This window comes from Neisseria sp. Dent CA1/247 (assembly GCF_022870825.1).
GTDB lineage: Bacteria > Pseudomonadota > Gammaproteobacteria > Burkholderiales > Neisseriaceae > Neisseria > Neisseria zoodegmatis.
Genome location: NZ_CP091522.1, coordinates 2,626,883 through 2,648,220 on the forward strand (window position 1 = coordinate 2,626,883; position 21,338 = coordinate 2,648,220).

The 21,338-nt window shown below is 54.3% G+C and carries 19 protein-coding genes; 3 read left to right on the plus strand and 16 right to left on the minus strand.

Annotated elements, in window-relative coordinates:
* Positions 1–4 precede the first annotated feature (4 nt).
* The 9 genes from dmpH to LVJ85_RS12810 form a co-directional block, all read right to left on the minus strand.
* Entirely contained in the window at positions 5–796 is a 792-nt protein-coding gene (gene dmpH / locus LVJ85_RS12770) for a 2-oxo-3-hexenedioate decarboxylase (protein WP_009115686.1), read from the minus strand.
* Complete coding sequence (gene dmpG, locus LVJ85_RS12775) at positions 793–1,824, minus strand: 4-hydroxy-2-oxovalerate aldolase (RefSeq protein ID WP_244740216.1); 1,032 nt, start codon at positions 1,822–1,824, stop codon at positions 793–795. Before dmpG ends, dmpH begins: the two co-directional genes overlap by 4 nt.
* A 10-nt stretch (positions 1,825–1,834) precedes the next feature.
* The gene (locus tag LVJ85_RS12780) at positions 1,835–2,743 is read right to left on the minus strand and encodes an acetaldehyde dehydrogenase (acetylating) (protein WP_244740218.1); all 909 of its coding nucleotides are present in this window, start codon (positions 2,741–2,743) and stop codon (positions 1,835–1,837) included.
* A gap of 65 nt (positions 2,744–2,808) precedes the next feature.
* The gene (locus LVJ85_RS12785; protein ID WP_009115689.1) at positions 2,809–3,870 is read right to left on the minus strand and encodes an NADH:ubiquinone reductase (Na(+)-transporting) subunit F; all 1,062 of its coding nucleotides are present in this window, start codon (positions 3,868–3,870) and stop codon (positions 2,809–2,811) included.
* 13 nt (positions 3,871–3,883) lie between these two features.
* Positions 3,884–4,246 carry a phenol hydroxylase subunit P4 gene (locus tag LVJ85_RS12790; RefSeq protein ID WP_009115690.1) on the minus strand — a complete coding sequence of 121 codons (363 nt, stop codon included), beginning with the start codon at positions 4,244–4,246 and terminating at the stop codon, positions 3,884–3,886.
* Between the two features lie 55 nt (positions 4,247–4,301).
* Entirely contained in the window at positions 4,302–5,801 is a 1,500-nt protein-coding gene (locus tag LVJ85_RS12795; RefSeq protein WP_107688910.1) for an aromatic/alkene/methane monooxygenase hydroxylase/oxygenase subunit alpha, read from the minus strand.
* A 33-nt stretch (positions 5,802–5,834) separates the two neighbouring features.
* Entirely contained in the window at positions 5,835–6,107 is a 273-nt protein-coding gene (locus LVJ85_RS12800; protein WP_009115693.1) for an MmoB/DmpM family protein, read from the minus strand.
* 2 nt (positions 6,108–6,109) lie between these two features.
* Positions 6,110–7,114: an aromatic/alkene monooxygenase hydroxylase subunit beta gene (locus tag LVJ85_RS12805; protein ID WP_244740220.1), complete on the minus strand. Its 1,005-nt coding sequence runs from the start codon at positions 7,112–7,114 to the stop codon at positions 6,110–6,112.
* 117 nt (positions 7,115–7,231) lie between these two features.
* Positions 7,232–7,486: a phenol hydroxylase subunit gene (locus LVJ85_RS12810; protein WP_009115695.1), complete on the minus strand. Its 255-nt coding sequence runs from the start codon at positions 7,484–7,486 to the stop codon at positions 7,232–7,234.
* 403 nt (positions 7,487–7,889) lie between these two features.
* Between LVJ85_RS12810 and LVJ85_RS12815 the strand changes: the two genes are divergently transcribed.
* Positions 7,890–9,587 carry a sigma-54-dependent Fis family transcriptional regulator gene (locus LVJ85_RS12815; protein ID WP_244740223.1) on the plus strand — a complete coding sequence of 566 codons (1,698 nt, stop codon included), beginning with the start codon at positions 7,890–7,892 and terminating at the stop codon, positions 9,585–9,587.
* A gap of 166 nt (positions 9,588–9,753) precedes the next feature.
* Here LVJ85_RS12815 and LVJ85_RS12820 read toward each other — a convergent pair whose 3' ends face one another.
* A complete protein-coding gene (locus LVJ85_RS12820) occupies positions 9,754–9,948 on the minus strand; it encodes a hypothetical protein (RefSeq protein ID WP_244740225.1) in 195 nt (64 codons plus the stop codon).
* Between the two features lie 354 nt (positions 9,949–10,302).
* On the opposite strand from LVJ85_RS12820, the gene LVJ85_RS12825 reads away from it, so the two are divergent.
* Positions 10,303–11,058: an ABC transporter permease gene (locus LVJ85_RS12825; RefSeq protein ID WP_244743238.1), complete on the plus strand. Its 756-nt coding sequence runs from the start codon at positions 10,303–10,305 to the stop codon at positions 11,056–11,058.
* Positions 11,059–11,237: 179 nt separating this feature from the next.
* Positions 11,238–13,769 (plus strand): type VI secretion system Vgr family protein, encoded by a 2,532-nt coding sequence (locus tag LVJ85_RS12830; RefSeq protein WP_244740227.1) that lies wholly within the window; start codon positions 11,238–11,240, stop codon positions 13,767–13,769.
* Between the two features lie 183 nt (positions 13,770–13,952).
* Here LVJ85_RS12830 and istB read toward each other — a convergent pair whose 3' ends face one another.
* The 6 genes from istB to LVJ85_RS12860 form a co-directional block, all read right to left on the minus strand.
* The gene (gene istB, locus LVJ85_RS12835; RefSeq protein ID WP_370686940.1) at positions 13,953–14,681 is read right to left on the minus strand and encodes an IS21-like element helper ATPase IstB; all 729 of its coding nucleotides are present in this window, start codon (positions 14,679–14,681) and stop codon (positions 13,953–13,955) included.
* On the minus strand, positions 14,668–16,200 hold the full coding sequence (istA, locus tag LVJ85_RS12840) for an IS21 family transposase (protein ID WP_182073206.1): 1,533 nt from the start codon (positions 16,198–16,200) through the stop codon (positions 14,668–14,670). Before istA ends, istB begins: the two co-directional genes overlap by 14 nt.
* Positions 16,201–16,477: 277 nt before the next feature.
* Positions 16,478–17,077: a ribonuclease HII gene (gene rnhB / locus LVJ85_RS12845; RefSeq protein WP_244740229.1), complete on the minus strand. Its 600-nt coding sequence runs from the start codon at positions 17,075–17,077 to the stop codon at positions 16,478–16,480.
* A 51-nt stretch (positions 17,078–17,128) separates the two neighbouring features.
* On the minus strand, positions 17,129–19,486 hold the full coding sequence (gene recQ, locus LVJ85_RS12850) for a DNA helicase RecQ (protein WP_244740231.1): 2,358 nt from the start codon (positions 19,484–19,486) through the stop codon (positions 17,129–17,131).
* 281 nt (positions 19,487–19,767) lie between these two features.
* Complete coding sequence (locus LVJ85_RS12855) at positions 19,768–20,214, minus strand: VOC family protein (RefSeq protein WP_244740233.1); 447 nt, start codon at positions 20,212–20,214, stop codon at positions 19,768–19,770.
* Between the two features lie 92 nt (positions 20,215–20,306).
* Entirely contained in the window at positions 20,307–21,089 is a 783-nt protein-coding gene (locus LVJ85_RS12860; protein WP_244740235.1) for a helix-turn-helix transcriptional regulator, read from the minus strand.
* Positions 21,090–21,338: the final 249 nt, after the last annotated feature.

Sequence of the window (21,338 nt, forward strand, 5' to 3'; positions counted from 1 at the left end):
ATGTTTATTCAAAACGGCCGCTGATGCTGCCCAAATCTTGGAAATGCACGCAGAACGAGTCGCCTTTTTCCACCTGCACGGCGGCGGTAATCGCGCCGATCATCACAAACGAGCCGGCCGGCAGATATTCGCCGCGCTCGGCCAGCATGTTTGCCAGCATGGCGACCGATGCGGCCGGATGCCCCAGCACCGCCGCGCCTGCGCCGGTCTGCACCACTTTGCCGTTGATTTCCATCACCACGCCCAGCGTTTTCAAATCCAATTCGCTCGCGGGTTTGGCACAGCCGCCGGTAATGAAGCGGCTGGAAGAAGAGTTGTCGGCAATCACCGATTTCAAATCGAATTTGAAATCTTTATAGCGCGAGTCAATCACTTCGATGGCGGGCATCACGAAATCGGTGGCGGCCAATACGTCGCCGATGTGGCAGCCGGGGCCGCGCAGGTCGGCTTTGGTTACAAACGCCAGCTCGGCTTCGATTTTCGGGTGGATCAGCTCGTCGTGCTTCACCGCCGCGCCTTCGGGCACGCTGAAATAGTCGGCCAGAAAGCCGTAGCAGGGATGCTCTACGCCCATTTGGCTCATCTTCGCCCATGAGGTCAGCCCCATTTTCATGCCGACGATTTTGTTGCCGCGTGCTTCTTTGCGGCGGCGGATTTCCCATTGGATGTCGAAGGCGTCTTCGTAATCCATGTCGGGGAAATCGTCGGTGATTTTGGTGACTTCATAAGCCTGCAATTCGGCGTTTTCCAAATGTTCGGCCAGTTGCTCGATTTGTTGTTTGCTTAATGTGCTCATGCTGTTTTGCCTTTCTGCTTGGCCATAGTGAGTGCTAAATCTTCGATCATGTCTTCCTGCCCGCCGACGGTGCCGCGCTTGCCCAGCTCCACCAGAATTTCGCGGGCGGACACGCCGTATTTGGCTTCGGCGCGTTTGGCAAACAGCAGGAACGACGAATACACGCCCGCATAGCCCAGCGTGAGGGCATTGCGGTCAACACGGATGGGGTGGTCCATAATCGGCACCACGCGGTCTTCGGCCACGTCCATCAGTTTGAAAAGATCAGTGCCGTGCTCGACGCCCATGCGCTCCAACACCGCCACAAACACTTCCAGCGGCGTATTGCCCGCGCCCGCGCCCAAGCCTGCTACCGAGCCGTCTATGCGGTTGGCGCCGGCGTTGATGGCGGCCAGCGAGTTGGCAATGCCCATGCCGAGGTTGTGGTGGCCGTGGAAACCCAGTTCGGTTTCGGGCTTCAGGGCTTGGCGCAGCGCACCGATTTTTTCTTCCACTTCTTCGGGCAGCATGTAGCCCGCCGAATCGGTGCAGTAGATGCAGTTGGCGCCGTAGCCTTCCATCAGCTTGGCCTGCTCGATCAGTTTGGCGGCGGGCACCATGTGCGCCATCATCAGAAAGCCGACGGTATCCAAGCCCAGCTCGGCGGATTTGGTGATGTGTTGTTGGGAAACGTCGGCTTCGGTGCAGTGCGTGGCCACGCGGATACACGACACGCCCAAGTCTTTGGCCATCAAGAGGTGGTCAACAGTGCCGATGCCGGGCAAAAGCAGCGCCGACACTTTGGCCTGCTTCATTTTGGGAATCACGGCGCCGAGGTATTCTTCGTCGCTGTGGGCGGGAAAGCCGTAGTTGAGCGACGCGCCGCCCAAGCCGTCGCCATGGGTTACTTCGATCAGCGGCATACCGGCTTCGTCGAGACCGGTGGCGATGTTGACCATTTCGTCTAAAGAAATCTGATGCCGTTTGGCGTGCATGCCGTCGCGCAGGCTCATGTCGTGCAGGGTAACTTTTTTACCTTTTAAATCCATGTCGTTCTCCTTAGCGTGCGGGCAGGGTTAAAACGCCGTTGGCCGCTTCTTCGGCAAACATTTCGGCAGTGCGCAAACCGGCGGCGGTCATGATGTCGAGGTTGCCGGCAAAAGGCGGCAGGAAGTCGCCCAAACCTTTCACTTCGATGAAAATCGACACTTTGTTGCCGTCGAACACGGGGCCGTTGACCAGCGTGTAGCCCGGCACATAGCGTTGCACGTCGGCCACCATGCGGTGTACGGATTCGGTAATCGCGGCTTGGTCGGGTTCGCTTTCGGTGAGGCAGTGGATGGTGTCGCGCATCATCAAAGGTGGTTCGGCCGGATTGATGATGATGATGGCCTTGCCTTTTTTGGCGCCGCCCACGCTTTCCACGGCCTGCGCGGTGGTGCGGGTGAATTCGTCGATGTTGGCGCGGGTGCCGGGGCCGACCGATTCGGACGACACGGTGGCGATGATTTCGCCGTAGCTAACCGGCTGAACGCGGGAAATGGCCGCCACCATCGGCACGGTGGCTTGGCCGCCGCAGGTAACCATGTTTACGTTCATTTCCAGCTTTTCGGCGTGTGCTTTCAGATTCACGGGCGGAATGCAGAAAGGGCCGATGGCGGCGGGCGTGAGGTCGATCATAATCACGCCCTGCTCGTTGAGCTTGCGGCTGTTTTCGGCATGCACATAAGCGGACGTGGCGTCGAAGGCGATGCGGATGTCGTCTTCCTTCACATACGGCAACAGGCCGTCCACGCCGGTATCGCTGGTTTTGATGCCCATGTCGCGGGCGCGCTTCAAGCCTTCGGATTGCGGGTCGATGCCGACCATCCACACCGGCTCTATCCACTCGGAACGCTTCATTTTCATCAGCAAGTCGGTGCCGATGTTGCCCGGCCCGATAATGGCCGCTTTAAGTTTTTTACTCACGGCTTTCTCCTCGTTATTGGGTTTTGGTTTTTTCAGACGGCCTGTCTGAACATCTGAATCATGGTTTAGATTTTCTTAAACAAGGCCGAACGGGTTTGTGTTTCGCTGCCGTCGGCGGCCGTGAGGAAGCGCTCCATGTGGATGTCGCGCTCAAACAGGCGGCTTTGCATCAGCGTGGTAATGGCGGCTTCGATCATCGGCGGCGGGCCGCAGAGATAGGCTTTGTGGCCGCTGCAACGGTTGTTGAAGTAATCGGCCACGGCTTCGTGCACGAAACCGTTGAAGCCTTCCCAGTTTTCTTCCGGCAGGGCGGCGTTGAGCGCCGGGATGTAGTGGAAGTTTTCATGCTCTTCGGCCAGCTTTTCAAACAGCTCGCGGTGGTAGAGTTCGGCCACATTGCGCGCGCCTTGAAACAGGTAAATCCGGCGGCTGTCGCCTTCTTCCAGCAAATCCAAAATCATGGATTCGGGGCTGGACAAGCCCGAACCGCCGGCAATGAAAATCGCGTCTTGACCGTCGGACTTGCGCACGAAGAATTGGCCGTAAGGGCCGGAAAGCGGCAGCTCGTCGCCTTCTTTCAGGCTTTCGTGCAGCCAAGTGGTGGCCGCGCCGCCTTCTACTTTGCGCACATGCAGCTCAACCGTGTCGGCCATAGACGGCGGGTTGGCAATCGAAAAAGCGCGCGTGCCTTCCACGCCCGGCACTTGCAGGTTGATGTATTGGCCTGCCTGAAATTTCATGGGTCGGTCGAGTTTCAGGGTGATGCCGAGAATGGTGGGCGAAAGCGGCTTCAGCGCAGTGACGGTGGCGGTGTAGTCTTCCACCGTGTAGCCCAAGAAATCGGGATCGACGTCGATATCGGCTTCGATGGTCATATCCGATTCGGGCATGCAGCAGCAGGCCAGCACTTTACCTTCGTCGCGCTCGACGTCCATCAGGGCGAAGGGGGAAGCGTTGCCGAGGTCGCCGTAGCCTTCGGTAACCTGCACTTTGCAGGTACCGCAGGTGCCGTGTCCGCAGGCAAACGGCAGCCAAACGCCTTGCCGCAGCGCAGCGGCCAAAATGGTTTGGCCTTCTTCCACTTCGATCACGTCGCCGGTGGGTTCTACCGTTACTTGATAGCTCATGGTTTCCCCCTTTCTACACGCCGGTGCCGTTCCAGCCGTTCAGCCCGGGCGTTTTGAAGCGCAGCAGCGATTTGTGGTCGAAACCGAGCTGCTCCAGCGTTTTGCCGTCGTCGGGGGAGAAGGCTTGGTTGTTGAGCCGCCATTGCACTTCGTTCCACTTGATGTGTTCGAAGTCGGGGTGTTGGGCAAAGCCTTCGGGCAGCACATGCTCGCGGAAGTCTTTGAAGGTCATGGCCGGCGGAAGCGGAAACGCTTTGGCGGAGCAGAAGAGCAGGTGTTCGTCCCATCCGACATACACTAAGATGTTGCCGCCGAAGTTTTCGCGGCGGTCACGGATGTCGCCGTGGTAGTTTTCATGGATGGCTTTAGTTGGCATGGTTTCTCCTTTTATGTTGTTATTGATTGACGATGAGGCCGTCTGAAACTGCTTGTCAGGCCACGCCTTTCCATTCTTTCCAGCGCTGCTCGTCGGGCGAACCTTTCATGTCCAGATTGTCGGCGCCGACGTTGATGCGGTAATACTCGCTGAGGATTTTCTCCAGCTCGGGGCCGCCGCAGTTGCCTTGCAGAATCTGATGCACGGGCAGCCAGGATTGGGCGAATTTTTCAGGTTCTTCCACAAAGATGTCGTGGCAGCCGTCTGAACACATGTGGTAACGCTCGCCTTCAAACTCGGCGCAACGGTAGCTGATTTCGCCGGCGTCGCCGTTCATTTCGGTAAAGCCCATCGGCACTTGGCACACTTGGCAAAGCTGCGGCAGGCCGCTGGAATAAAAGCGCTTGCCTTCGGCTTCCATTTTTTTCGCCAATTCCCAACGCGGGCGGTAGTATTTGTCGAAGGTGTCGGGGTATTTTTCGCTCAGCCAATCCAGCTCTTCGTCGGTCGGAATCCAAGTGTGGAAGCCTGCCGCGTGGCCGAAGTTGTAGAAAATCCACCAAGCCTGATGTGAGATGTGCTCTTTTTCTTTTTCGATTACGTCGCTGTATTTGGGCATGCGGATGCCGTAACGCTCGAGGTCTTTAAACAGCGCGCCGCCGGCTTCTTCGAAATACACTTCCCATGCTTCTTTCCACGACATCACTTTGTTCGGCAGCATGTAGTCCATCATCATGGCCACGATGGAGAGCAGGCGGGTGCCGCGCCAGAACCATTTGTCGATCCATTTCTGCACGATGGGCAGGTTGTCTTCGTGTTGCTCAAGCAGGAATTTGATGATTTCGAGGCCGAGCGTCATGTGGCGGGCTTCGTCGGATTGGGCGCTGAAACCGAAGGTAACGGTGGCCATGTCGCCGTTGTGCGCCGCGCCCGACATAAACGGCACGAACAAGAGGTTGGTCAGCACATATTCGAAGGCGAAGCTGATGGCGAGCAGGAATTCAAACGGGCCGGCCGAACGGGCGTCTTCAAAGAATGATTTCGGCACGGAGAGATACCACACGCGGTCGTGCATATGGCTCCAGTCTTGGAAGCCGTCGAAATACTTGTTGTAGTGGCTCATGGCATGGATTTGGGTTTGCACATGGCGCAATTCGTCGATGGACTGCATTTGCGAGGCGATGCGTGCACCGATGCCGCTAAACTGGCGGCCCACATGGGCGTAGCCTTGATAAGCCTGATATTCGAGCGGGGTAACGCCGGTCAGGAAAATCTTGATGGCGTTGACGTAGCGCGGGTCTGAGATGTTTAACTGGCCGTTGTTTTGGGCAAACGCATCAAAAATGGCATACAGTTTTTTCTCTTTTTCGGCCTGATATTTCCAATAGGCATCCATAGTGAGGCGGAACGGGTCTTCCCATTTCGACCAGTCGGTGATTTTGATGCCTTCGAAGTCTTCATACGGAAACGCTTCTTTGCGGTCTTGATAGGAAAAATCCCAATCCAAATCGCGCGTGAGCAAACGGTATTTGTCTTTTAAATTCAGTTTTGCCATTGTTTTTCTCCTCTTTAATCCTCAAACCGGCGATTAACGGTTCCAGCTTAAGGTGAGTTGTTCATCATCCTCATCCACATTGCCGCCGATGGTGACCAAATTCAGATGCAGCTCCTGCACATCCCAGCTTTGGCCCATTTTTTCTTCCACGGTGGCCTTCTTAACAACCAATTGCCCTTCGCATTCCATGCGGATCATGGCGGGCTGGTGGATTACCACCACGTCGGGGTTGTCTTGCTCGATGGCTTCTACGATGTAGCGGGAAGTGTCGTTGTCTTGCAGGGCGAGATAAACTTTTGAACTCATGCTTATTTTCCTTTTTCGATTAATCCGGCTTTCACGGCACGCTGTTGAATTTGGGCGGCGGTTTCGGCCAATATGTTTTCGGCTTCGCTGCCAAACAGATCAGCAATGATGGGGCGGTAGGCGGCAAAGGCTTTTTCCTGCCATTTTTCCATCCAGCTCTTGAGCTGTTCGCGGTTGGCTTCGTTTTCGGCGGCCAGCGTTTTCAATACGTTGTCTGCCCAGCCGGCTTGGTCTTTCAGACAGGACTGCATGAATTCGGTCAACATGGAAATATCGCGCGCGCCGTTGGCAGAGAGCCAGTTGTCGAAGTGCTGATAGAAAACGATGTTCAGCAAAGTATCCACGACCAGATTTTGGGCGACGAACAATTCGCCCCAGTCTTTATGCACCAGCAGCTCTTCGCACAAAGCGCGCACGCCCTGCCACGCGGGGTCTTCCATCCATGCTTTTTTGGCCACGGCCAAAGATTCGCCGCTGTTGTCGTCCAACGAGAGGCCGATGCGCGAGAGGTATTGGGCGATGCCCAAGCGGTCCATCGCGGCATATAAGCAGGCTTGGGTTAAAGCGGTGCCGTAGCCGTAGGCGCAGCACGACATCATGTTCAGGTTGGCGGTTTGCTCGACATGGCGCAGCGGCAACAGGCCGGTGATGATGCGCGTTTTCACACTTTCTTCAATCAGCGAAGCTAGATTGCGCTTTTCAAAAAAGGCATAGTTGCTCTCGGCCGTGTCCTGCATCTTGGCGCGGTTTTGCACATAAGCACCGTAGTAAAACTGGCGCGGGTCTTTCAGCGCGTACCAGTCCTGCATGGTCAGCGCGGTGTGAGTGGGATCGTTCAGCTCTTTTTCGGGCATCCAGAGCGGGCGGTAATGGAAATTGACGGCGGCTTGGGCGTCGTAAGTGGCTTCCTGATAGCGGGAAGCGGGCTTCTCGCCGAAGCGGCGGGCGATGTGCGCGTAGGTTTGGCGCACGGGGTCGATGGTGGCGGTTTTGATTTCCAAAGACATTCTGTTTCTCCTTCTCCTCGGGGGATGGTTATGGCTGCGGAGCTAACTGTTTTCAGACGGCCTTCACTTAAATGCCTGTCTGAAACCGTGTGCCGCAGCTATTGTGGTGTTGGCGGTTTACCGCAGCTCGGCTTCGGTGCCGTAGCGCCATTTGGCGGCTTCTTCGTCGTTTTTCTCCGCTTGCTCTTCGGTCATGTACACAACTTCGTTGCGTCGGCAGAACACATCAAAACAGTCTTTCGGCATGATGAGCTCCACAAACAGCGACGGGTCGTTAATCGCAAAGTCAAATTCGACAAAACGGGCATCCGGCTCGCTGCGTACCCGGACATACTTGACAAATCTGGCCGGTGCAGTTGTTTGCATATTCATCCACTTCCTTTCTTAAACGGGCAGGCCGTATGAAAGACCTAGCATTTTTGATGCCAAACCCATCTCAAAAATATAAATATTTGATAATCAAAAGAATTAAAAAACGAGCGGAGAAAATCGCCGAAAAATTCCGCGAAAATATTTGATCAAATGATCAAACCGTTTTGACGATTTCATCAAATGATGAAATACGAATTGAAAAAATCCATATAAAACAGAATGATAGTTTCTATATAAATGATTAAAACATTTGACAAAACTTCAAGAGATGTGAATATTAGTGAAAATCCATAAAAAATAAGGCCCGGATGAGCCGCTTAAAAATCCATTTCTTTTCAGTCGGGTAGCCATAACTACCAACAAAAAATAAAGGCCGTCTGAAAACATACAAAGGAGCACAGCTATGCCACCACACCAAACAGGGCAGATAGACAAACAAGACCTGATCGATCAAATCAGGTTTGATGTGGAGAATGGAAAAATCTGGTTTTGCGAACAGCGTATGCTGCTGAGCCACGCCTACGCCTTATGGCGGCTGCGCGAAGATTTGGTAGAATCTTTGGGCAAAGAGCGGGCCAAACGCTTTTTCATGCGCTACGGCTATTACGCCGGCGTGCAGGATGCCGAAATCGCCAAAAAAGTGCGTTCCAGCAGCGACCCGGTGGAAGCATTTCTGGTCGGCCCCCAGCTGCACACCACCCGCGGCATGGTAAAAGTAACGCCCGTTACGCTCGATATCGATATCGAACACGGGAGGTTTTACGGCGTGTTTGCATGGGAAGATTCGTTTGAAGTGGCCTACCACAAAAAGAAAAACGGTATCAGCCAAGAGCCGGTGTGCTGGACTTTGCTCGGCTATGCCAGCGGATACAGCAGCTATTTCATGGGCAAACAGATTGCCTTTACCGAAACCCAGTGCGAAGCCATGGGGCATACCCACTGCCACATCATCGGCAAACCGATAGAAGAATGGGACGAAACCACCGATTTGGAACGCTCCATGCTGCCCGATCCCGTCGAAGAAGAACTGTTCAGCCTGCGCAGCGAATTGGACGAACTCAAACACCGCAAGCAAAACGACCTGCTCGAGCAAGGCAGCCTGTTTGACGCCGTGGGCGAATCCCCTGCCTTCCGCCATGTGTGCGAAATGCTCAACAAAGCCTCCAAAAGCAAAGCCGCCGTGCTGCTCGAAGGCGAAACCGGCGTCGGCAAAGAAGCCTTTGCCAAAGGGCTGCACGCCGGCAGCAACCGCAGAAACCAACCTTTCGTCGCCATCAACTGCGCCTGCATCCCGCCCGAACTGATCGAAGCCGAACTCTTCGGCGTCGAACGCGGCGCCTTTACCGGCGCCACACAAAGCAAAGCCGGCAAATTTGAACGCGCCGACAAAGGCACGATTTTCCTCGACGAAGTCGCCGAACTGTCGCCGCGCGCACAAGCCGCGTTATTACGGGTTTTGCAGGAAGGCGAACTGGAGCGCGTAGGCGGCGCACAAGTACGCAAAGTCGATGTGCGGCTGGTGGCCGCCACCAACGAAAGCCTCGCCGACGCCGTAGCCGCCGGCAAATTCCGCGCCGACCTCTATTACCGCCTCAACACCTTCCCCGTCTATATCCCGCCCCTGCGCGAACGAAGGCAGGATATTCCCCTGCTCATCAAATACTTTCTCGAAAAATACAGCGCGATTTACCAGAAAAAAATACTCGGCATCAGCGATCAGGGGCGCGAGCTTCTGCTCAAACACCAATGGCCCGGCAACATCCGTGAGCTGGAAAACGTGATCGAGCGCGGCATCATCCTGACCGAGCACAACCATGTTGTTGAAGCGCAAAATCTGTTTCCCAACTTCAAGCCGACCGACGGCGACTTCAGCATTTCAGACGGCCTCCTATTGGCCAACCCCGCCGACAAACACCACAAAAACGACTACATCAAGCAGATGCTGGCACACGATTTCGATTTGGAACAATGGACGGCAGACATCCTGCAAGAAGCCGTCAACCAAAGCAACGGCAACATTTCGGAAGCCTCAAGAAAACTTAACATCAGCCGGGCAACCTTGGCTTACCAACTGAAAAAATACAACTTGTCGGCCAAATGAACTCAGGCCGAAACCTTTGCAGAATCATTAACGATGATGAAATATCCGCACAGCGGGCCGTGCGGGTTTCGCCCAAACCTGCCGGGTGATTTTCGCAAAACACTTTCCGAACGCGCTGCCGGCTTGAGTAGGTTGGGTTGCAAACCCAACATTTCTGTCATTTCGATTATTGTTGGATTTCATCCCAACCTACGGCTGATTTTTCATTAAGGCCGTCTGAAAGCGAACTTGCGCGCTTCGCCAAAACGAGCTTTACGGGTTTCGCTAAAACGATCTTGCAGTTTTCGCCAAACATCTTCCCAACCGCAACCGGTTTACGTAGGGGCGGATTACATATCCGCCCGCGGTTCGCTTTCGACATATAGCAAACGCAGGTCGGGTTGCCAACCCAACATTTCCGTTATTTCGATTATTGTTGGGATTTCATCCCAACCTACGGCCGATGTTTCACAAGGCCGTCTGAAAGCAGGCTTGCGCGCTTCGCCAAAACAAGCTTTGCGAGTTCCTCTAAAGCAAAATCGAGAGCTTCACTAAAACACAGCCCGCAGATGTCGAAAGAAATATTTGCCCCATATCCCGCACAAAACACAGCAGATAACATACAATCCCGCTTCAGCAACGCAAACCGTTGCCCCATCTTGAAACAGGCCGTCTGAAAACTTTTCAGACGGCCTGCAACCTTAAACGACACAAACCGATACCACCCTCAAACAACATGACCGGATTCTTTACCCTCTTCAAAAAAGAAGTCTTACGCTTCTGGAAAGTCGGCCTGCAAACCGTTGCCGCCCCGATGCTGACCGCCCTGCTCTACCAACTCATCTTCTCCCACGCCCTCGGCAGACATATCGAAGCCCTGCCCGACGTAGCCTACAACGCCTTCCTGATTCCCGGGCTGGCCATGATGAGCATGACCCAAAACGCCTTCGCCAACGCCTCCAGCAGCCTGATTCAATCGCGGCTCACCGGCAATCTGGTATTTATCCTGCTGCCGCCGCTGCCCGTATCCGCTTTTTTCTCCGCCTACGTCGGCGCCGCCATCTTGCGCGGCCTGCTCGTCGGCATCGGCGTGATTGCCGTTACCGCCCCATTCGGCCTGCCCATGCCGCACAACATCTTATGGATCGCCACTTTCGCCCTGATCGGCTGCGCCATCATGGCCATGTTGGGGCTGCTGGCGGGCATAGTCGCCGAAAAATTCGACCAACTCGCCATGTTTCAAAACTTCCTCATCGTCCCCCTTACCTTCCTATCCGGCGTGTTCTACTCCATCAACAGCCTGCCCGAATTCTGGCGCAACGTAAGCCACCTCAACCCCGTGTTCTACATGATAGACGGCTTCCGCTACGGCTTTTTCGGCGTCAGCGACACCTCGCCTTGGCTGTCGGCCGCCGTGGTCGGCAGCGTCTCATTAGGCTTGGCAATATTCGTACTTGCCGTTTTAAAATCCGGATGGAAGCTGCGCAGTTGAACTTACCCAATCAATTTATTGCTTTTCTAAAGCCGACACAGGTTTGATCCCATTCGAGGCCGTCTGAAATTTCAGACGGCCTTTTGTCATATGCAAATAGAAAATAAATATTCAATTTGATATATTTCAGTTTAAATAAACGCATCAATCCCGCTTTACTGATTTGAGAAAGTGTCACGATGACCCCGACCCAATCCTACCACCTCACCTTCTCCCGCTTCAGCCCGTCCCTCTCCGTCGTCTCCTTCACCGCCACCGAAGCATTGAATACAGCCTACCGTCTCGACATCGAACTGACCTGCGCCGATGCCGATTTGCCGCTGTCGTCCTACATCAACCAAGCGGCCAAGTTTACGGTAACGCCGGTAAGCTCTGATGCGTTGGGATTGATCGAAGGTATGATCGCCCCCCAAGCGTTGAAGGAATGGAGCGGCATCATCACTTCCTGCGAGAAGCTGTCGGTATCGGCCGACGAAACCCGTTACCGCATGGTATTGGAACCGCGCATTGCCGCATTGAAGCACCACCGTACTTCGCGGCTGTTTCAAAACCAAAACGTTCCCGACATTATTTCATCGCTGCTGAAACACCACGGCTTCTCCGGCGTCGATTTCCGCTTTAACACTTCCCGCGAATACGGTGTGCGCGAGTATGTGACCCAGTATCAGGAAAGCGACTTCGCCTTTATCAACCGGCTGTGTGAAGAAGAAGGCATCTGGTACGCCTTCGAGCAGAACGCCCAATATGGCGAGGTGGCGGTATTCGGCGACGATGCCGCCCATTATTTTCGTGACAACCGTCTGCCGTATCCCTACCGCCCCCACGGCAGATTGGAGAGCGTCGGCAAGGAAGCGGTGTTCGCCTTACAGGTAAAACACAATCCCATTCTCGAATCCATCCGCGTCGGCGACTACAACTACCGCGATGCCGATACCGACTTATCGTCCACAGTAACGGCCAAGGGTACGGAGACCGACGGCAGCGTCTTACTCGGCAGTGACAGCCATTGGGGTTTGCATCACAAGACACCCGAAGAAGCCCAACTTCAGACGGCCTTACTGCAACAGCTCGACCACAGCCGCCGTATTGTTGCTTCCGGCAGCGGCAACATCACCGCGCTTAGCCCCGGCCAAGTGTTTCAGACGGCCCCAAGCTTCAGCGAAGCACCCAACGGCTGGTTGGTAGTGTCGCTTACCCACAGCGGCAGCCGCGACCAAGCGTACAGCCATACTTTTACCGCCATTCCCGCCGACAGCATCTTCCGCCCCGAACGCATCACCCCGTTGCCCAAGATTCAGGGCAGCCTTCCCGCCAGAATCACCAGCCCCGGCAACTACACCTATGCCTATATCGACAATATGGGCCGTTACCGCGTCAAACTGCCGTTTGACCTCGACGAATGGAGCCCGGGCGGAGAAAGCCGTCCCATCCGTCTGGCCAAACCCTATGCCGGCCCCGACTACGGCCAACACTTCCCGCTGCACGAAGGCACCGAAGTGATGCTGTCGTTCGTGCAGGGTAATCCCGACAGACCCTACATCAGCGGGGTAATGCACGACAGCTCCCACCCCGACCACGTGCCTGCCGACTGGAACACCCGTAACGTCATCCGCACTTGGGCGAATAATAAGCTGCGGATGGAAGACAAACAGGGTCAGGAACACATCAAACTGGCGACCGAATACGGCAAGAGCCAACTCAACCTCGGTCATATCGTCGACAGCCAAAGACAAAAACGCGGTGACAACGGCGAAGGATTCGAGCTGCGTACCGACAGTTGGGGTGCATTGCGGGCGGGCAAAGGTTTGTTTATCAGTGCCGATGCCCAAAATCAGGCTGCGGGTCAGGTGTTGGATATGGATGCCGCCATCGCCCAACTAGAACAGGCAATCTCCTTAGCCAAAAGCCTCAACAAAGCCGCCCACACCGCCAAAAACGAAGCCACCGAGGCCGAAGAACAGGCAGGCCGTCTGAAAGACAGCCTCAAAAAACTGCAACGCGCGGGCATCATCCAATCCGCCCCCGACGGCATCGCTACCGCCACCCCGCAAAGCCAACTGCACACCGCCGGCCAACACATCCACCACATTAGCGGCGGCGACACCGACATCAGCGCCGGCCAAAACTTCACCGCCCATGCGGTAGAGAGCGTCAACCTGTTTGCCCAAAGCAGCGGCGCGAAACTGCAGGCCAATCAGGGCAAGGTGGAGATACAGGCGCAGAACGACGAGATGCAGATTAATGCCCTCAAAGACGCCACCATCACCAGCAGCGCGGGCAAAGTGACCGTGGCGGCAAAAGACGAAATCCTGCTCACCAGCGGCGGGGCGTACATCAAGATTAAAGACGGCAATATCGAGTTGGGCTGTCCGAAGATGGTGTGGGTGAAGTGTGCGGGGTTTCAGGTGATGGGGCCGAGTAGTATAAGTAATCTATTACCAATCTTACCTAACAATCAGCAGCAAAAAGAAACAATGGGGATTCAAATTAAACGAATAGGAACCCAAGAAATCACAGGTATTTCTTTGGATTACAAATTTAAAACTGCGGGTGATGAAACACTTTTTTCATCTACAACACAAAACGAAAACGGGCTGGGTGGTGAGCATGATAAAGAGCAGATTCATGCTAGCAGTTATTTATTGATAGGAAAAGAAAGTGATGGTTGGCAGCTTTTTGTTTATGAAGCAGATAACCACGAGGGAAATTAGAAAAATGATTAAATCAAAACTACTGATTGTATTTAAAGACTCTTTAGCCGGTACGCCATATAATCTCCGATATAAAGTTTACATAAACGGGATAAAAGTATCGGAAAATAAAATTGAGAAAGGGAAAGATTGTCAATTCCATTCCAAAACTGAGCCACAGTTGTGGTCTAAAATTGAGCCACCCTATGAGCGGTGTTTCATCCGGTAAGAATCATTGCCCGTCTCAAAAATATCACAGCAATAAGTCAGGCGGTCCAGTAAAGCACCCGTCATCTTTTCATCCATAAACAGTTTCACCCATTCGCTAAAGGCCAAATTGGTTGTCATGACAACACTCGTCCTTTCATGCAGTTGGCTCATCAGATGAAACAGCAGCGCACCGCCTTTCTGACTAAACGGCAGATACCCCAACTCATCAAGAATCAACAAATCGTACCGACATTGCTGCTCGGTCAGTTTCAGACGGCCTTCGTCTTTGTCTGCTTCCAATTTGTTGACCAAGTCCAGTACATTCCAAAAACGTACCCTAAATCCTTGTGTCGCCGCTTCGATACCCAATGCTGTGGCAATATGCGTTTTGCCCGTACCCGGTCCGCCTACCAACACCACATTACGCTTCTGTCTGATATAGTCCCCGCCCAAAAGCAGTTCCAATGCCGGACGGTGTATCAAACTCTGCTCAAAATCGAAGTCGGCCAAACTGCGGTGTTGCGGAAACCTTGCCTGGCTAATCCGGTTTTGGATACTCCTTGCGGTTTTGGCTATATGTTCGGCAGTCAACAACCGCTCCAGAATATCCAGCGTACCCCGTTTGCGACGGATGCCGTCCACTACGATTTCATCCCACTGCTCCGCCATCGCACCGAGTTTCAATTCTTTCAACAGTCCGGCCAGACGTTCATGCTGCATGATGCTTCTCCTTCATCGTATCCGTTTGTTTGCCCGACAGACTCAGTAAGCGGTCATAACGGCTGCAATCAACTGACGGCGGGACGGTAAGCGGGATGTCCCTAATATGGAAACGGGGTGGAGGCGGTTCTTTCAGACGGTTGATGATGTTCAAGACTGCCTCCGGAGTCGGCATACCTTCGTCCAATGCCAATTCCGCTGCCGTCAATGCCAAGTCGGCATCGTATTCGGCCATCAGGTTCAGCAGTTTGACCATTACCCGGTCTCCTTTGGGCTGCTTAAGCAAACAGGCTTTCAGACGCTCTATGACGGGCGGCAGTACCCAGCCGATAAAAGCCCTGCCGTCTCTTAACGCGCCGGGTTTCTTTTGCAGATAGGGCAAAAAATGCCAAGGGTTATAGCTGATGCCGTCTTTCACAAAGCTGCGCGGATGTTCGGCAATACAGTCGGTATCGCTACAAAAGCGGACGGTCTGTGCGCCGATATAAACCCTAACCGTATTGCCCGCCCATTCGACCGGTACGCTGTAACGGTGGCGTTCGACGGTAACCAAAGATTGGTTGCTGACTTTGAGTATCTCCAAACGTTCTGCCGGATAGGGACGGAAAGCAGCCAACGAATGCTTCTCCCTTTCCCATATGTCGTTAACCGGCTGCCTGTATTCGGGATGTTTGTGCTGCCGCATCAGCCGCAGGCATTGCTGTTGCAGGTAGTCGTTGAGAGAGGTAAAGGAATCAAAAGCCAAAGTCGGCTTGAACAATCTTTCGCGCAGGTGGCGTATCTGCCGCTCGACCTGGCCTTTCTCCCAGCCGGAGGCCGGGGTACAGGCAACCGGTTCAATGAGAAAGTGGGTCATCATCTGTAAAAACTGTGCGTTAAACTCTCTCTCCTTACCTTTGCCGATTCGGGTAACGGCGGTCTTCATATTGTCGTAGATACCGCGGGCAGGTACGCCGCCGAAGAAAGCGAATGCGCGGTTGTGCGCATCCATCAACATATCAGCTTTCTGATTGGGATAAGCACAAACGAAAAAAGCCCTGCTGTGGCATAAGCGGAAATGAGCGATATTTACCTTAACGGTCTGTCCGGCCAAACAAACGGTTTCGATACTCCAGTCAAACTGATAAGCATCACCCGGAGCAAAAGCCTGAGCCATAAAGACCGGAACCGGCTTGGGTTGGTGCTGTTGGCGGAATTTGCGGATAAATACGGCAACGGCACTGTACTGTCCGGCATAACCGGCATCTTTGAGGCGTTCGAAATGTCGACGGGCAGAAAGGTGTTGCTGTTTGGGCAGCCGGGCTTCTTGGAGCAACTGTTGGGTCAACACGTCAAGAAAAGGACCGAGCTTGGGGTAATGGGTTTGTTCTCTGCGGTAGACGGGGGGTTCGACTGTGGCGTGCTGCAGATATTTGGCGACTGTATTGCGGGAGAGTTTGAGTTGTTTGGCGATTTCACGTTGTGAGAGTTTCTGTCGGTGAAAAAGCCGGTGCACTTTTGCGATGGTTTCCATGCATAACATCCAGGTTGGGCTCCGCTGTGTGATAGAGCGGAGCAGTTTATAACAAACGGAGAGTGGCTCACTTTTGGAGCACAACTCCCCGTTTCCCTGGCTCAGTTTTGCACGATATTTAACATTCAGACGGCTGGTTAGACCGATTGCTTAATTGGTTTAAGGAGCTTTGGTAAAATAAAAGATAAAAGCCGGTCTGAAAAATTTCAGACCTGCTTTTTATTTGTGTCATTCAGTGGAGGCGTGACGAATTAGAAACCGTTTAACTGTAAGTATCGCAACCGGTTTACTGAATATCAAACAACTTCCCCTGAGCCAAAAGCATTTTTACGGGCATGAAGTCTTGCCGGTGCTCGGATAGTGCGCCGAACTCTGCTAAGGCTGCGAGATGTGCGGCGGTGCCGTAGCCTTTGTGTTTGTCGAAACCGTATTGCGGGTAACGCTCGGCCAGGGTATACATTTCGGCATCGCGGGCGGTTTTGGCCAAGACGGAAGCGGCGGATATTTCGATGATTTTGCTGTCGCCCTTGACCACTGCTTCGGCGGCGGCACTGAGATTTTCGGGAATGCGGTTGCCGTCTATCCAAACTTTGTGCGGTTTGACAGCCAAGCCTTGTATTGCGCGGGTCATAGCGAGCATGGTGGCGTGCAGGATGTTCAGTTCGGCGATTTCGGCTACGTTGGCAGATGCTATGCACCATGCCACGGCTTGTTCTTTAATCTGTACGGCTAGGGCATCGCGCTTTTTTTCGGTCAGTTTTTTGGAATCGGTCAAACCGGGGAGATTGTGGTCGGGCGGGAGGATAACGGCGGCGGCAAACACGCTGCCGACCAGCGGCCCGCGGCCGGCTTCGTCCACGCCGGCTGTCAGAAAAACATCATTCATTTGTTCAGACTCCTTTTTCAGGTTTTCAGACGGCCTCATTTCAACCTCTTCTTACGGTCTGCTCAAACGCCGGCACACTTCCAACACGGCCTCTCCGTATTTTTCGATTTTGTCTGCACCCACGCCGTGTATGCCGCCTAATTCTGCCAATGTTTGCGGCTGTTTGGCGGCGATGGTGCGCAGGGTGATTTTGCTGAAGACGGTGTGTTCGGGTTCGCCTTCGGTTTCGGCGGTGGCGGCGCACCATTGCATCAGGGCGCGCATCAGGCGGCGTTTGTGTTTGGCTTCGTTGCTGAGGCCGTCTGAAAAGGGTTTACAGACGGCCAAGATGTCGCCGCCGAATTTACCGATGCGTACTGCGCCCAAGCCGTAGATGCCGTTTAGGTCGGCGGCTTCTTCGGGGGTGTTGCGGACCAAATCGAGCAGGCTGTCGTCGGGGCAGACGGTGTGCAGGGTAACGCTTTCCGCTTGTGCTTTGCTGCTGCGCCATGCGTTCAGGGCTTGCCAAAGCCGGCGCTCGCGTTCGGTTTCGAGGCCGTCTGAAAGGCTGTCGGATAAGGCGGCCGGCGGGTTTTGGCGAAGCGAACTGAGTTCGCTTTCAGACGGCCTGCTGCTTGCGGCGACGGTTTGGCACACTTCGACGATGTCTGCACCGAAGCTGTTGATTTTGGCTTCGCCCAAGCCGTAGATGTCGTGCAGTTCGGCGAGGCCGGCGGGCAGTTTTTCAACGATGTCGCGCAGGGTTTTGTCGCCGAAAATCACGTAAGCGGGCACTTCTTCGGCCTGTGCGCGTTTGAGCCGCCAAGCGCGCAATGCCTGCCAGATGCGTTCTTCACGTTCGGTGCGCAGCCATTCTTCTTTGGGTTTTTGGGTGGCGGCTTTGTCGCGTTTGAGCGGGCGCAGCCATACGGGTGTGCTGCCTTTGAGCACGGTTTTGGCGGCTTCGGTCAGTTGCAGTGCTTGGTGCAGCAGGGGGTTGACGGTGAGGTAGCCGAGGCTGATGCACTGGCGCACGATGCCGCGCCATTCTTTGTCGGTGAAGTTGTCGCCGATGCCGAAGGTGGACAATTGGTGGTGGCGGTTGCGGATAATCCAGTCGTCGCTTTTGCCGCGCAATACGTTGATGACGTAGCCGGTGGCGAACTGTTGGCCGACGCGGTACACGCAGCTGAGCAGTTTCTGCACGGGCACGGTGCCGTCGAAACGCACGGGCGGGTGCAGGCAGTTGTCGCAATGGCCGCAGGGTTGGGAATCTTCGCCGAAGTGTTTGAGCAGCAGTACGCGGCGGCAGTCGGCGGTTTCGCATACGGACAGCATGGCATCGAGTTTTTGCAGTTCGATTTGTTTTTGCATGTCGTCGCTGTTGCCGGTTTGGATGCGTTCGCGCAGCAGCACCCAGTCGTTGAGGCCGTAGCACAGCCAGCTTGCGGCGGGCAGGCCGTCGCGTCCGGCGCGGCCTGATTCTTGGTAGAAATGTTCGACGCTTTGGGGCATGTCGAGATGGGCGACAAAACGCACGTCGGGTTTGTCGATGCCCATGCCGAAAGCGACGGTGGCGACAACGATAACGTTGTCTTCACGGGTAAAACGCCGCTGGTTGGCCTCGCGCACGTCCATGCTCAAGCCGGCATGATAGGGAATGGCATCCAAGCCGTTTTCGCACAGAAAGGCGGTAACGTCTTCGACTTTTTTGCGGCTCAGGCAATAAACGATGCCGCTCTGCCCCATCATCTGTTTTTGGATAAACTGCAAAAGCTGTTTTTTGCCGTTGTTTTTTTCAATCACTTGGTAATAGATGTTGGGGCGGTCGAAGCTGGCCACGAACTCGGCCGCATCTTCCAAACGCAGATGGTGTTTGATGTCGGCGCGGGTGGCGGCATCGGCGGTGGCGGTGAGGGCGATGCGGGGAACGTGCGGATAGCGGTCGGCCAGCAGGCCGAGCTGTTGGTATTCGGGGCGGAAGTCGTGCCCCCATTGGCTCACGCAATGGGCTTCGTCGATGGCAAACAGGCTGATGGTGTGTTGGTCAAGAAAGCGCAGGAAACGCTCGGTAACCAAGCGTTCGGGGGCGACGTAAAGCAGTTTCAGACGGCCTGACTGGATATCGTCGGCAATCTGCCGAGCTTCGTCGGGGGTGGTGCCGCTGTGCACGCACGCTGCGGAAACGCCCGCCGCATGCAGGGCGGCCACTTGGTCGTTCATCAGGGCAATCAGCGGCGATACCACCACGGCCACGCCTTCGCGCATCAGGGCGGGAATTTGGTAACACAGCGATTTGCCGCCGCCGGTGGGCATCAACACCAGCAGGCTTTTGCCGCCGGAAAGCGTGTCCACAATCTCGGCCTGACTGCCGCGGAATTCGGGGTAGCCGAAAACGTCGTGCAGAATTTGGGCGGCGGCATGTTGCATCGGGCGGGTTCCGTAAGGGGCAGTGTTGATGAAAAGGGTGGAAACCCTGCGCGGCAGTTATGCCGGGCATCGGGTTCGGGGCGTTATTTTAGCCTTTTTCCCTAGAGGCCGTCTGAAAAAACAAGATTAGGCCGGAAGATGCAAGCCGAGACCTGTGCCGAAAAGCATTCACGCAAAATCCCCTAAATATCTTATTTGGAAATTTAGGGGATTTTGAGGAAATTTTGCAACGGCCTCCGCCGTTCTTAATGTGGTTCAGCCTGCATGGTCATTGTCATGGTTTACTTACCGGGTTCGGCATCGCCGCTGTCTATCGACCAAGGGATACCGAAGCGGTCGGTAACGACACCGAAGCCTTGGGAAAAGAAGGTTGCTTCAAACGGCATTTCGATGGTGCCGCCTTCTGCCAAGGCATTGAAAATACGTTGCCCTTCGGCAGGGGTATCTAGGCTGATGCTGATTTGTATACCTTGCGGTTTTTGATAGCCGCTTCCTGTGGCGCATAGCTCAGGAACAACGTCTGACAACATTAAGGTTTGCGAACCGATTGCGAGCTGGGCGTGCATGATTTTTTGTTTGTCTGCTTCAGACAGCGGCGGCATATCGGGTTCAGACGGCATATCGTTGAATGTGTAACGGTCGGTAATTTCTGCGTTGAAGAGCTGTGCATAAAAGTCGATGGCTTCTGCGCAATTGCCGTTGAAATAGAGATAAGGAATGAATTTCATGGTGTTCTCCTTTTCATAACTTGTTTAAGGGGCGCTTGTGTTTGCTCAAACAGGCGTGATGAATAGTAAGCCGTTTTAGGAAAGCCTATTTATCACGGATTGCGCTGCGCCTTGATAAAGTCGAACAGCAATTTCGGCAGATTAACGGTAATCGGCGGGTCGCTTGGTTGGAAAGGGCGCAGGTTGAGCGTTATCGAGAGCGGCGCAGACAACGGAAAACGGATGGGATCGGGATGAATACCGCGCAGGCAATGGTCAAGACGGAAATGATGTAAAGGGTTGAGACTGGGTTTGATTTCACAACCGAGCAGGTAGTAAATACCGTCAGGCACATTGCAGATTGAGAAACTTCTGGTGTGAAACAAAGCCTTGCCGACTATGGGTATACCGCGGGGAATGGGTTCGGGAAACAGGCCGGCGAATACTACGCTGTGCTGACCGGCTCCTAAAACAGAGATATTGAGAGGGTGGGCTTGCCGGTGATTTTCAGGTTCAAAACTGTAATGGGGAATAGCGCGGGAAGCCGTATCAGTGATTTGTTCGTTGAGGGTGCGGCTTGCGGCTACAGCTTGATTGCGGTAATCACGCGGGGTTTGGCCTGTATGGTAATGGAAGCGTCGGCTGTATGTGCCTGCGCTGGCGTGGCCGGCTTGAAGCTGTGATTCGATAATGCTTTTGCCCTCAACCAAAGGATCGATGCCTTGTTCGATTTTGAGGGCGGCAATATAGTCGCGCATGGAAATACCTGTCTGAAGATGAAACCAGCGGCTAAGATAGAAGCGGCTGTAGCCGAAGTGTGCGGCAATATCGGCAGGTGTGGGATTGTCTTTCAGGCAGGTTCTGATGTAGGTGGTTACTTCGTCTAGTGAAAGCATGGTTTTGGGGCTTATTCGTCGTGTTCTTCAAAGCGGATGGGGGCAGTTAAAGTAAACGGTATGTCGGCGCCGTCGTCCAAACCTTCGCTCTTGAAACCATAAACGCCTTCTACGACTACAGAAACGCCGCCAGCGAAGTCGGTTTGAAAAGCTAAAGAATTTAATCGCCGCGATGGCGTGCTTCATCAAAATAAACTGCAGACGCAGAGCTGCCTAGCACGGCTTTGTACCGCCTCCATTCCTTTGCAC